The sequence below is a fragment of the [Clostridium] colinum genome (assembly GCF_940677205.1).
GTDB classification, from domain to species: Bacteria; Bacillota; Clostridia; order Lachnospirales; family CAG-274; genus Tyzzerella; species Tyzzerella colina.
The window spans coordinates 1-12920 of record NZ_OW712331.1 but is presented as its reverse complement, the minus strand read 5'-3'; the positions used below and the strand labels follow the sequence as shown (position 1 = coordinate 12920).

Below are 12920 nucleotides of genomic sequence, written 5' to 3'. Positions count from 1 at the left end.
TTAATGGAGGTATAAAATGGATAGATTTATATCAAATTTAGACATAGAATTTTTTACACCAACTGTTATGTTTTTTAGCCTTGCTGTATATGCTATTTTATTATTAATATTACTTCTATTTATAATTATATTAACAATAAAATTATCTAAAATGAAAAAAAGATTAAAAAAGTTTTTGCCTGAAGATAAAAATATAGATATTGAAAATATGCTTATACAATATAATGAAAATGTTAAAAATACATTATCAAATCAGCAAAAAATATTAGAACAAATTGAAAATAATAAACAATCTTTAGCTAACGATATAGAAGCTACAAATAAACTTATATATCTTACAAATGAAAAATTAAAAAATGCTGTTCAAAAAGTGTCTATTGTAAGATATAATCCATTTCAAGAAGTTGGCGGTGATTTATGCTATGCTATAGCTTTATTAGATGAATATAACAATGGTATCGTTATTAATAGTATTTATTCTAGAGAGGCTTGTTATAGCTACGCTAAAGAAATAATAAACGGTAAATCACCTAAACATAAACTTGCTCAAGAAGAAATAGAAGCTTTAGAAAAAGCTATGAATAAATAATATTAAACCTCCAGTTGACAATTGTATACCATTATGATATTATAAGTTTACAATTTGAAATTGGAGGTTTTTTATGAAAACAAAAGATATTACATATATTGCTCTATTTTCTGCAATAATTTCTATATTATCTGTTATATCAATCCCAACCCCTTGGGGCGTACCTTTTACATTACAAACTTTTTCTATATCTTTAGCTGGATTTGTATTAGGTAAAAAATACGGCACATTATCAACTATACTCTATCTTATTTTAGGTGCTATTGGCTTTCCTGTTTTTTCTGGCTTAACTGGTGGTGTATCTACTTTCGTATCTGTTACTGGTGGATTTTTATTTGGATTTATTTTTCTTGCATTTTTTTGTGGGTTTAATACTATTTTTTATAGTATAATAGGTCTTTTAATATGTCATCTATTGGGTGCTATCCAATTTAGCTTTTTAACTAAAAATAGTTTTTTAGTATCCTTAACAATAGTATCCCTCCCCTATTTAATAAAAGATTTATTATCTATCTTTTTATCATATTTTTTAAGTAAAAAAATTAAAAATATATTGTATAAAAATAATTTAAAATTATAAATATTATATATAAAAATAATTCAAAACTATTTTATATATAATTAAAGCTAAAACCCTCTTTTTAGAAGATTTTAGCTTTAATTTATGCCTTAAATCCTTTATTTTGTTTTGTATCTACAAATTCTTGTAATTGTCCATTTTTGCCATAAGTAAGACCTGCATATATAGTATCTGTATTTTCCATTATTGGTGTTTTATCTTTTTCATTATCCTCTATCTGCTCAAAAGCCGACATTAATTTTTTTAAAACAACTGTTGCACTATTTAAATCTTCTAAATTTTTACTAAATAAAAACTTAGCTAACTGTCTATCCGAATAATTATATAAAGTTAGTAAATAAGATGATATTTCATATTGCATATCTAAGCTACATCTAAGCTCTAATAAAAATTCTCTAGCTTTTGATATATTAAAATCAAATTTTTTATCGTCATCTATTGTTAGCTTACTTTGTTCTAAATAATCAAAAATTATTTCAAAGTTTATAATAACTAATTTTAATGGACTAGCTTTTGATATTTTGGCAACATATTCTTCTTTATTTATTCCCATATTATATACCTATTGTAATAAAGATAATAATTGGTTAGGTCTTTGGTTAGCTTGAGATAACATAGCTATACCTGATTGTACTAATACATTATTTTTAGTATATTCAGACATTTCTTCTGCCATATCTGTATCTACTACTCTTGATAAAGCCGCTTTAGTGTTTTCTTCAGATATAACTAAAGAATTACTTGTTTTTTCTAATCTATTTTGTGTTGATCCAATAGTAGCTCTATAATTATTTATTCTCTCTATTGCCTCATCACATCTAGTTATAGCCTCTTGTGCATCTTCTACTGTTGTATAATCAAGCGCTTTCACTTGTTCTTCTGGTTGAACAAGGTTACCATTTTTATCGTATTTTTTACCTTCTTTTATACTTACTCCTAATACTTCAGAATTTATATTTTTCATATCTATTTCTAACTCTTGTCCTGTTGAACCACCAACTTGAAATATAAGTTTTTCATAATCTTCATTTAATAATTTCTTTTTATTAAACTCAATCTTTTCAGATACTGCATCTATTTCTTCAGAAAGTTCATTTATTTCTCTTTGTATAGTTTCTCTATCTTCTTTTGTTAAAGTATCGTTAGAAGCTTGTACTGCAAGCTCTCTCATTCTTTGAACCATATTTCCCATTTCAGAAACGCCACCTTCGGCTGTTTGTATCATAGATATAGCATCATTAACATTTCTATCTGCCATTTCAAGACCTTTTATTTGCATTCTCATTTTATTAGCAACTGCAAGCCCTGCTGGCTCATCACCAGATTTATTAATTTTTGTGCCTAAAGATAAATTTGTAGATGCTTTTTGTAAGCTATTATTTCTATGCCACAATGCATTAGTAGTTAATAATGCTTGAACATTTGTATTTAATATCATATATTTCACCTTCCAAAAATAATTAAAATATGCCTTTTATATTATTTCGTCAAAAGTTGTAATATACTTAACACATAAAAAGTATTTTATAAATAATACCAATAAAAAAAATTAACCCTTATAAACTATTTAAAGGTTAATCTTTAATTATTTAAAATATATCAGAAACTGGTTCTTCGTTATGTATACGGTTAATAGCGCTAGATATTAATTTAGAAACCGATAATTGTTTTATTTTAGATATATTTTTATCTTCTGGTAGCTCTACTGTATTTAAAACTAATAATTCTTCTATCGCACTAGATTCTATTCTTTCTATTGCTTTACCAGATAATATAGGGTGTGTACAACAAGCATAAACGCTTTTTGCACCTCTTTCTTTAAGAGCATTAGCAGCATTTGTTATAGTACCTGCTGTATCTATCATATCATCAACAAGTATAATATCTTTGTCTTTTATATCACCTATTATATTCATTATTTCAGAAACATTAGGTTTTGGTCTTCTTTTGTCAACAATAGCTAAAGGTATGTCTAACTTTTCTGCAAAATGTCTATTTCTTGCAACACTACCTAAATCTGGAGAAACTACTACTAAATCTTCTTTATTATTTTTAAATTTCTCTTCATAGTAAGACACTAATATAGGCATACCAAATAAATGGTCAACTGGTATGTCAAAAAAGCCTTGTATTTGAGCACAATGTAAATCCATAGATATAACTCTATCTGCACCAGCACTTGTTATTAAATTAGCTACAAGTTTAGCACTAATTGGGTCACGTGCTTTAACCTTTCTATCTTGTCTTGCATATCCATAATATGGTATAACTGCATTTATACGACCAGCTGAAGCTCTTTTGCAAGCATCAATCATTATTAAAAGCTCCATTAAATTATCATTAACAGGATATGAAGTTGGTTGAATAATATATACATCACATCCCCTAACAGTTTCATCTATAGCAACGCTAATTTCACCATCACTAAATTTACTAACACTACATTTAGATAAAGATATTCCTAGCTCATTAGCCACTTGTTCTGCAAGTTTTTTATTTCCGTTACAAGTAAAGATTTTTATTTCACCTTTACAGCTTCCGCTCATATTTTGTTCCTCCTAAGATAGTTAAAAATTTTAAATATTTACTTACAATTTATAATCCTACACATATATTTTACATTATATTTACATTTTTTACAATAATGTTTTTCATATTTTTATATTAATATATAATTTTTACCATTAATTTACTAAATTTATCCCCTCCCCTACGCCAATATTTTTAAAATTTTCAATAAATAAAGGCTAAAGAAAAATCTTTAACCTTTATTTTATAATAAATATATAATTTTCTTAATCTTCTACTTGTTCTTCTGTTTCTTCTTCGTTATCTATATAATCTTCAGATATTTTAGCAACACTCATAACCTTAACATCATCACTAACATTAATAAGTTTTACACCTTGAGTAACACGACTTGTTGTAGATATATCTTTAGCTCTTATTCTAATAATAATACCTTCTGAAGTTACCATAATAAGCTCTTCTTTATCATCTATCATTTTTACGTCTATAACGTTACCTGTTCGTTCTGTAATCTTATATGTTTTAAGCCCTTTACCACCACGAGATTGTATTCTGTATTCATTACTGTCTGTACATTTTCCAAAACCTTTTTCAGAAACTATAAGTATTTTTTTGTCTTCTTCTATAACTTCTGAAGCAACAACCTCATCATTTTCATTTAATGTAATAGCTTTAACGCCTGTTGCACTTCTTCCCATATCTCTAACTTCTGATTGGTTAAACATAATAGACATACCCAGTTTTGTAGCCAAAAACATATGGTTTCCTTCTGTTATTTTCTTTACAGATATAAGCTCGTCATCTTCTCTAAGGCTTACTGCTATAAGGCCCATTTTTCTAATATTATTAAACATAGATATTTTTGTCTTTTTAATAACACCTTTTTTAGTAGTCATAACTAAGTATTCGTCTTTTGCTATATCTTCACTACCTTTATTTTGCTTAACTGGTATAACAGCTGTTATTTTTTCGCCATTTTCTAGTTGTAAAAGATTTATAATAGGTGTACCTTTAGCCGTACGCCCTGCCTCTGGTATTTCAAAAGTTTTTATACGGTAGGCTTTTCCTTTATTTGTAAAGAAATATATATAACTATGGTTGCTACTTAAAAATAGATTTTTTACAAAATCTTCATCTTTTGTTTGCATACCTTTTATGCCTTTTCCACCTCTATTTTGGCTTTTATATGTAGATAAAGGTAATCTTTTTATGTAGTTAAGTTGAGTCATTGTTATAACGCTCATTTCATCTTCAATAAGGTCTTCTATATATAAATCTCCTTCATCTTGAACTATATCTGTTTTTCTATCGTCGCCAAACTTAGCTTTTGTTTGTAAAAACTCTTCTTTTATAACTTGTAAAAGTCTGTTTTCACTAGCCAAAATAGCCTTCATTTCTTTTATAAAATCACTAAGTTTTTGATATTCTTCATCTAGTTTTTCTCTTTCAAGACCAGATAAGCTTCTAAGACGCATTTCACATATAGCATCTACTTGTTCTTGTGTAAAATCAAACTTTTCCATAAGTATAGCTTTAGCATCTTTTATATCTTTGTTAGACCTTATTATATTTATTATCTCATCTATAAAATCTAAAGCTTTTAAAAGTCCTTCTACAATATGAGCTCTTTTTAAAGCTTTATCTAAATCAAATTGTGTTCTTCTAGTAACAACTTCTTGTTGGTGTTTTAAATAACATTCTAAAATTTGTTTTAAATTTAATGTTTTAGGTTCACCGTCTACAATAGATAAAAAGTTTATGCTATAGTTTTCTTGTAGCTGAGAATATTTATAAAGTTGATTTAATATAACATTAGCATTAGCATCTTTTTTGCATTCTATAATAACTCTTATACCATTTCTATCTGACTCATCATTTATATCTGTTATTCCTTCTACCTTTTTATCTTTAACAAGCTCGGCTATTTTTTCTATCATACGAGATTTATTAACTTGATAAGGTATTTCTGTTACAACTATTCTTTCTTTACCTGTTTTAGTTGTTTCTATCTCTGTTGTAGAACGAACACGTATTCTACCTCTACCAGTTGTATAAGCCATTCTAATACCGGCTTTACCAAGTATTGTAGCACCTGTTGGAAAATCTGGACCTTTTATAATATTTAAAAGTTCCTCTATATCTGTTTCTCTATTTTCTTCTATTTTGTTATCTATTATTTTTAATAAACCATCTATTACCTCAGAAAGATTGTGAGGTGGTATATTAGTTGCCATACCAACGGCTATACCAGATGACCCATTTACAAGAAGATTAGGAAATCTAGAAGGTAAAACAGTTGGTTCTTTTTCTGTGCTATCATAGTTGTCTGTAAAGTCTACTGTGTTTTTTTCTATATCGGATAACATTTCTACTGCTATTTTGCTAAGCTTTGCCTCTGTATATCTATGTGCTGCAGCTGGATATCCATCTATAGACCCAAAGTTACCGTGTCCATCTACAAGAACATAACGCATAGAAAAGTCTTGTGCCATTCTAACTAAAGCATCATATATGGCGGCATCACCGTGTGGGTGATATTTACCCATTGTTTCTCCTACTATATTAGCACATTTTTTGTACCCTTTGCTAGGGTCTAAGTTAAGTTTATTCATAGCATATAATATACGTCTATGAACAGGCTTTAAACCATCTCTAACATCTGGTAAGGCTCTAGAAACAATAACACTCATTGCATACTCTATGTAAGAGCTTTTCATTTTATCTGCTATCTCTGTATCTATTATCTTATCATAATGTTCAAATTGATTTTCAGACATAATGTTTTATCCTTTCTTTAGTATGTTATATATCTAAGTTTGTTGCAAATTTTGCATTTTCTTGTATAAACTCACGTCTTGGTTCTACTCTATCACCCATAAGCTGGTCAAACACTTCATCAGCAAGCCTTGCATCTTCTAAAGTTACTCTTAATAAAATACGTTTTTCTGGGTCCATAGTTGTCTCCCAAAGTTGCTCAGCGTCCATTTCTCCAAGCCCTTTGTAACGTTGGATAGGTTTTATCCCATCTGTACCTATTTGTTCTAATATTTCATCTCTTTCTGCATCACTATATGCATAATATTCTTTTTTACCTTTTTCTATTTTATAAAGAGGTGGTTTTGCAAGATAAACATATCCATTCTCTATAAGTGGTGTCATAAATCTAAATATAAATGTAAGTAGTAAAGTTGTAATATGAGCACCGTCTACGTCGGCATCTGTCATAAGTACAATTTTGTGGTATCTAAGTTTTTCTATATCAAAATCATCGTGGATGCCTGTCCCAAAAGCCGTTATCATAGAACGTATTTCTTCATTGCCAAGTATTTTATCAAGTCTAGATTTTTCTACGTTTAATATTTTACCTCTAAGTGGTAATATGGCTTGAGTTTTTGGCGTTCTAGCATTAACAGCAGACCCTCCGGCAGAGTTACCTTCTACTATGTATAATTCGCATTTTGACGGGTCTTTTTCACTACAATCGGTAAGTTTACCTGGTAAGCGTCCAACCTCAAGAGCTGATTTTCTTCTTACAAGTTCACGAGCTTTTTTAGCCGCATCTCTAGCACGAGAAGCAACTAAAGCCTTTTCTATAATCATTTTACCTATATTAGGATTTTCTTCTAAAAAGTATGTTAAATGCTCTGATAATACACTATCTACTGCATTTTTGGCTTCTCTACTGCCTAATTTACCTTTTGTTTGACCTTCAAACTGAGGTTCTTCTATTTTTATACTTACAACAGATGTTAACCCTTCTCTTATATCATCACCTGTTATTTTTTCATTTTCTTTTAAAAGACCAAATTTTTTACCATAGTCATTTACAGTTTTTGTTACAGAGCTTCTAAAGCCTGCAACGTGTGTACCGCCGTCTATTGTGTTTATATTATTTACATAAGAATAGTTATTCTCTAAGTACCCGTCGTTGTGTTGAAAAGCAACTTCTACAAAGATATTATCTTTTGTACCTTCACAATAAAAAATATCTTCATATACAGGCATTTTATTTTTGTTTATGTGCCCTACAAACTCTTTAATACCACCTTCATAGTGGAAAGTTTGTTCTTTTATTTCATCTTCTCTTAAATCTTTTAATATTATTTTTATACCTTTTGTTAAAAATGCAGTTTCTTGTAATCTTTGTTTTAATGTGTCATAGTTATACTCTAACTCATCAAAAATTTCATAGTCGGGTTTAAATTCTATTTCCGTTCCTGTCATAGATTTATCACATTGTCCTATAACAGTTAGTTGTGTAACCACATTTCCACGAGAATATTTTTGTTCGTATATATTACCATTGTTATATATTTTTACAACAAGCCATTCGCTAAGAGCATTAACAACAGATGCACCTACGCCGTGTAGCCCACCAGATACTTTGTATCCGCCACCACCAAATTTACCACCTGCATGTAATATTGTAAAAACAACTTGAACAGCTGGTATACCTTTTTGTGGGTGTATACCAATAGGTATACCTCTACCATTGTCTTTTACTATTATACTATTACCTTTATTTATAGATACTTCTATATCTGAACAATGACCTGCTAAAGCCTCATCTACTGCGTTATCTACTATTTCATAAACAAGATGATGTAGCCCTCTACTAGATGTAGAGCCTATGTACATACCAGGACGTTTTCTTACTGCCTCAAGGCCTTCTAGTATTTGTATTTGATTTTCGTTATACTCTGGTTTCATCTAGATTCTCCTTTAAAAATAAAAATAATAAATTTATTATTTTACTTTTTATCTTTTATTATGTTTTGTATATAAAATACAAAAGCCTATAATATAAATTATATCATATATTATAGGCTTTTAACAGTATATTTTGTCATATTTTTTTATTTTTTTTAAATTTTTTTAATACTATTAAACACTGTTTTTTATATTTATTTTACCATTTGAAACATAAAAAATATTACACTCTTCATCTAAATTTTTAAGGACATCTTCAACACCAGTACAAGTTATAATAACTTGTAAATTTTTTATATTTTTTATTAAAAATTTTTGCCTATTTTTATCTAATTCAGACAAAACATCATCTAATAATAAAATTGGTAATATATCTTTTTCTTCTTTTATTAGCTCTATCTCTGCTAATTTTAAGCTTAAAGAAGTTGTTCTTTGTTGCCCTTGCGAGCCAAACTCTCTAGCATTTACACCATTTATAAAAAATAGCATATCATCTTTATGGGGCCCATAAGAAGTGTTTGCATATAAAATATCTTTATCTATATTTTTTTCTAGCTTTTCTTTAAATTCTGTTTCTAAAACACTTGGTTTATATTTTATTTCTAATTTTTCTTTACCACTTGTTATATCTTTATGAATTGTTTTAGATATATTATTTATTTTTTTTATAAATAAATCTCTCTCTTTTATTATTTTCATACCAAAGTCTATAAGTTGACTATCCCATACAAAAAGTGTATCTTTTAAACTAGGATTTTTAGCTATTTTTTTTAATAAAGCATTTCTTTGTTTCAAAACTTTATAATACTGTGATAAATTGTAATAATATATACTATTAATTTGACAAAGTTCTATATCTATAAACTTTCGCCTTTCTTGTGGGCCTTGTTTTATAAGATTCAAATCTTCTGGAGAAAATATAACAACATTAAGATAGCCAAAAAGCTCCCCTAATTTATTTATAGGTATATTGTTTATAGCAATACCTTTTTTACTTTCTTTTTTTAAATGTACATCTATTTTATCAAAAATAGTCTCTTTTTGTACTTCTAGCCTTATATGAGCTTCATCTTGATTAAAATTTATAAGTTCTTTATCTTTATGTGTTCTATGGCTTCTTCCTGTTGCTCCTATATATATACTTTCTAAAAGATTAGTTTTTCCTTGTGCATTTTGTCCATAAAAAATATTAACACCATTTTTAAGCTCTAGCTCTAGGCGTTCTATATTTCTATAATTTTTTAAAGATATTTTTTTTACATACATTTTATTCACCTATAGCTTTAAATGTACCTATACCATCTATGTCTATAATATCTCCATTTCTTATCTTTTTGCCTCTTTCAATGCAAACTTGACCATTTACTTTTACAATACCATCTAATATAAGCATTTTAGCATCAGAGCCTTGTCCAACAACTCTAGCTAATTTTATAAATTGTTGTAATTTTATAAATTCTGTATTAAATTTTATTTCTTCCATATTATCACCACTTTTGTTATATATAAATATTTTTAGAGGTTGTAGATTTTATCTACAACCTTCAAAGTTCTTCACACAATGGCAAAGACTATAAAAATTTAGTTTTTTATACAATCTAAAATAAAGTTTTATGTTATGCATAATTTTTATGTAATACATAAAAATGAAAAAAAATTAGTCCAAAAAATTTTTTCTTCAGTCTTAGGTGTAAATTTTATCCACACCCTTTTGCTATAAGAATAAAATTATAGCAACCAATATATCTTAAAAAACTAATTTTTTATATTTAAAAATATAAATTAAAAACTATTATTTACTTTTACTTTTTTCTGTATTTTTATTCATTTATTTTTAAAGGTAAAATTAAATATTTATAATCGTTGTTATCAACACCTTTAATGATACAAGGGCTAAGAGAAGTTATAAACTGTATTATAACTTTTTCATCATCTATAGCTTTTAAAGCCTCTATTAAATATCTAGGGTTAAATGCTATACTAAGCCCCTCTCCTTCAATATCTATAAATACTTCTTCATATGATGTACCAAATTCTGTATTAGATGTAATAACAAGATTTTCATTTGTTTTTATTTCTAATTTTACTGGCGTTTTTTTGTTATCTTTAGATATTAAAGAAGCTCTTTCTAAGCTGTTTAAAAGGCTTATTCTATCAACTTCTATTTTTGTATTATAATCTTCTGTAAATATTTGTTCATATTTTAAAAACTCTCCGTCTAATAGCCTAGATACTATTATACAACTATCAAGCTCAAATAAAATGTAATTTTCATTAAAATATAAATTTACCATACTATCTTCTTTATCAGATAATATTTTTATAATTTCATTTAAAGCTTTTGCAGGCACAACAACTTCGGCATTTTTAAAATCTTTGCTTATTTGTGTACGTCTAAAAGATACTCTAAATCCATCTATAGCTACAATGTTTAAATAACCTTCTTTTATTTCAATAAGCTCACCTGTTAAAACTGGTTTAGACTCATCAGAAGACACAGAAAATTTTGTTTGTTTAATCATATTTTTTAAAGTAGATGCACTAATACTATATTTTTCTTCTTTTTCCACAGTATTAAGTGTAGGAAATTCTTCTCCATTTTGTCCTAATATTTTAAATTCTGTTTTTCCACTTTTTATAATGGTAACATTTTTTTCATCTACATTTATAGATATATCTCCATCTGGCATACTTTTAATTATATCATAAAACATTCTAGCTTCTAAGGCAACTATACCTTTTTCTATTATATCAGCTTCTATATTAGCAGTTTTTATACCTAGCTCTAAATCATTAGATATTAATTTAAATCCTTCTTTATCTGCTTTTAATAATATACATTCTAATATAGGTAAGGTTGTTCTAGATGCAACAGATTTTAAAACAATGTTTATGTTTATTAATAAAATATCTTTTTTACATTTAATGTGCATAAGTAAATCTCCTTTATATAATGTGTAAAACTTTTTATTAAAAAATATATATGTTTAATATGATTTTTTCGTAGTTATAGTAGTAGGGGGTGTTTATATGTTGAAAACTTTTAAAAGCCTATAAATTTAGCAAAAAAATAAATTTAAAAGTATGTTGATAAAAAAAAATAAATCAAAACTTATCAACATAATAAACATAGCAAAATTAAATAAAAAGTTATTAACAATTTAACAACATAGTTTTAAAGTGGTTTTCAACATAAAAATTTATTTATTTTTTTAATATTTTATCTTTTAATGTTACTAAAGAAGCTTCAAAATTTTTATCTTTTTTAATTTTTTCTTCTATTTTTTCTATACCGTGTATAACAGTAGAATGGTCTCTATCTATACTTTTGCCAATATTTAATAAAGATTCGTTTAATAGCTCTCTTGTAAGATACATATAAACTTGTCTAGCATTTGTTATAGGTTGGTTTCTTTTTTTACTTTTAATTTCTTCTATTTTTACGTTAAAATGGTTAGATACGGCTTCTAAAATAGATTGAGTAGATAAAGATACATCTTTATCTTGTATAATATCTTTAAGTGCGTTTTCTGCAAGCTCTATGCTAAGGCTAACACCTGTAAGATTAGAATATGCGATAACACGTGTTAAAGCCCCTTCTAGCTCTCTTATATTGCTTTTAACAGACTTTGCTATAAACTGAGATACCTCTTTTGGTATAGTTATATTTAAAGATTCTGCCTTTTTTTCTAAAATAGCTGTTCTAGTCTCAAAATTAGGTGTTTTTATATCTGCTATAAGCCCACCGGCAAACCTAGAACGTAACCTTTCTGTTAATGTTTCAATCTCGTTAGGTGGTCTATCACTAGATATAATTATTTGTTTTCCAGAATCTTTAAGGTCGTTAAAAGTATGAAAAAATTCTTCTTGTGTTTGTGTTTTATCTACTATAAATTGGATATCATCTATTAATAAAACATCTATTTTTCTATATTTTTCTCTAAATTCTTTATTTTTTTGCTCACGGATAGATGCTATAAGCTCATTTGTAAATTTTTCACAAGAAGCATAAAGCACTTTTGTATCTGGATTTTTTACTAATATGTAGTTTGCAATAGCGTGCATAAGGTGTGTTTTGCCAAGCCCAACATCACCATATAAAAAAAGTGGATTATATATACCAGGGCTTTCTGCAACTGCCACAGAGGCTGCGTGGGCAAGCCTGTTGCTCTCACCAATTACAAAATTTTCAAAAATATAGTTATTATTTAGGTTATTTTCAGCGTTTTTCTTTTTAGGTTCATTAAAAATATCTTTTAAGTCTTCTTCTAATACAAGTCTAATAATAATATTTTTTTTATTAAAACATTGCTCGCAAACAGCAGTTAATACGGGCATATATTTAAGTTTTATATGTTCTATGTAAAATGTATCAGAAGATTTTAAAATAAGTGTATTATTTTCAAAAGATATAAATTGTAAGTCACCAAACCAAGTTTTAAAAGCAAAATCACCTAGTTCTTGTTGCATAGACTTAAGGCATTCGCCCCAGCAGTCTTCATAAGTATTCAT

The 12920-nt window shown here is 27.4% G+C and carries 11 protein-coding genes; 2 read left to right on the top strand and 9 right to left on the bottom strand.

Going from position 1 to position 12920, the window contains the following annotated elements; all coding sequences use genetic code 11:
- Positions 1-16 precede the first annotated feature (16 nt).
- On the top strand, positions 17-589 hold the full coding sequence (locus NBW53_RS00055) for a DUF4446 family protein (protein WP_250278105.1): 573 nt from the start codon (positions 17-19) through the stop codon (positions 587-589).
- Between the two features lie 73 nt (positions 590-662).
- Positions 663-1169 carry a biotin transporter BioY gene (locus tag NBW53_RS00050; RefSeq protein ID WP_250278104.1) on the top strand — a complete coding sequence of 169 codons (507 nt, stop codon included), beginning with the start codon at positions 663-665 and terminating at the stop codon, positions 1167-1169.
- An 82-nt stretch (positions 1170-1251) separates the two neighbouring features.
- On the opposite strand, the gene NBW53_RS00045 is transcribed toward NBW53_RS00050, so the two are convergent.
- The 9 genes from NBW53_RS00045 to dnaA form a co-directional block, all read right to left on the bottom strand.
- Positions 1252-1722 carry a flagellar export chaperone FliS gene (locus NBW53_RS00045; protein ID WP_250278103.1) on the bottom strand — a complete coding sequence of 157 codons (471 nt, stop codon included), beginning with the start codon at positions 1720-1722 and terminating at the stop codon, positions 1252-1254.
- 9 nt (positions 1723-1731) lie between these two features.
- Entirely contained in the window at positions 1732-2607 is an 876-nt protein-coding gene (locus NBW53_RS00040; RefSeq protein WP_250278102.1) for a flagellin N-terminal helical domain-containing protein, read from the bottom strand.
- Between the two features lie 151 nt (positions 2608-2758).
- Positions 2759-3715: a ribose-phosphate diphosphokinase gene (locus tag NBW53_RS00035; RefSeq protein WP_250278101.1), complete on the bottom strand. Its 957-nt coding sequence runs from the start codon at positions 3713-3715 to the stop codon at positions 2759-2761.
- A 249-nt stretch (positions 3716-3964) separates the two neighbouring features.
- Positions 3965-6475, bottom strand: a complete 2511-nt coding sequence (gene gyrA / locus NBW53_RS00030) for a DNA gyrase subunit A (protein ID WP_250278100.1) — start codon at positions 6473-6475, stop codon at positions 3965-3967.
- A 25-nt stretch (positions 6476-6500) separates the two neighbouring features.
- Positions 6501-8408, bottom strand: coding sequence for a DNA topoisomerase (ATP-hydrolyzing) subunit B (gene gyrB / locus NBW53_RS00025; RefSeq protein ID WP_250278099.1), 1908 nt, complete (start codon positions 8406-8408; stop codon positions 6501-6503).
- Between the two features lie 174 nt (positions 8409-8582).
- Complete coding sequence (recF, locus tag NBW53_RS00020) at positions 8583-9674, bottom strand: DNA replication/repair protein RecF (protein ID WP_250278098.1); 1092 nt, start codon at positions 9672-9674, stop codon at positions 8583-8585.
- A 1-nt stretch (position 9675) separates the two neighbouring features.
- Complete coding sequence (locus NBW53_RS00015) at positions 9676-9891, bottom strand: RNA-binding S4 domain-containing protein (protein ID WP_250278097.1); 216 nt, start codon at positions 9889-9891, stop codon at positions 9676-9678.
- A gap of 337 nt (positions 9892-10228) precedes the next feature.
- Positions 10229-11341, bottom strand: a complete 1113-nt coding sequence (gene dnaN / locus NBW53_RS00010; protein ID WP_250278096.1) for a DNA polymerase III subunit beta — start codon at positions 11339-11341, stop codon at positions 10229-10231.
- Between the two features lie 271 nt (positions 11342-11612).
- Entirely contained in the window at positions 11613-12920 is a 1308-nt protein-coding gene (dnaA, locus tag NBW53_RS00005; protein ID WP_250278095.1) for a chromosomal replication initiator protein DnaA, read from the bottom strand.

Bases quoted from the DNA above. Each gene is read 5' to 3' on its own strand.
- NBW53_RS00055 (WP_250278105.1), top strand. From the start codon at position 17: ATGGATAGATTTATATCAAATTTAGACATAGAATTTTTTACACCAACT.
- NBW53_RS00050 (WP_250278104.1), top strand. From the start codon at position 663: ATGAAAACAAAAGATATTACATATATTGCTCTATTTTCTGCAATAATT.
- NBW53_RS00045 (WP_250278103.1), bottom strand. From the start codon at position 1,722: ATGGGAATAAATAAAGAAGAATATGTTGCCAAAATATCAAAAGCTAGT.
- NBW53_RS00040 (WP_250278102.1), bottom strand. From the start codon at position 2,607: ATGATATTAAATACAAATGTTCAAGCATTATTAACTACTAATGCATTG.
- NBW53_RS00035 (WP_250278101.1), bottom strand. From the start codon at position 3,715: ATGAGCGGAAGCTGTAAAGGTGAAATAAAAATCTTTACTTGTAACGGA.
- gyrA (WP_250278100.1), bottom strand. From the start codon at position 6,475: ATGTCTGAAAATCAATTTGAACATTATGATAAGATAATAGATACAGAG.
- gyrB (WP_250278099.1), bottom strand. From the start codon at position 8,408: ATGAAACCAGAGTATAACGAAAATCAAATACAAATACTAGAAGGCCTT.
- recF (WP_250278098.1), bottom strand. From the start codon at position 9,674: ATGTATGTAAAAAAAATATCTTTAAAAAATTATAGAAATATAGAACGC.
- NBW53_RS00015 (WP_250278097.1), bottom strand. From the start codon at position 9,891: ATGGAAGAAATAAAATTTAATACAGAATTTATAAAATTACAACAATTT.
- dnaN (WP_250278096.1), bottom strand. From the start codon at position 11,341: ATGCACATTAAATGTAAAAAAGATATTTTATTAATAAACATAAACATT.
- dnaA (WP_250278095.1), bottom strand. From the start codon at position 12,920: ATGAATACTTATGAAGACTGCTGGGGCGAATGCCTTAAGTCTATGCAA.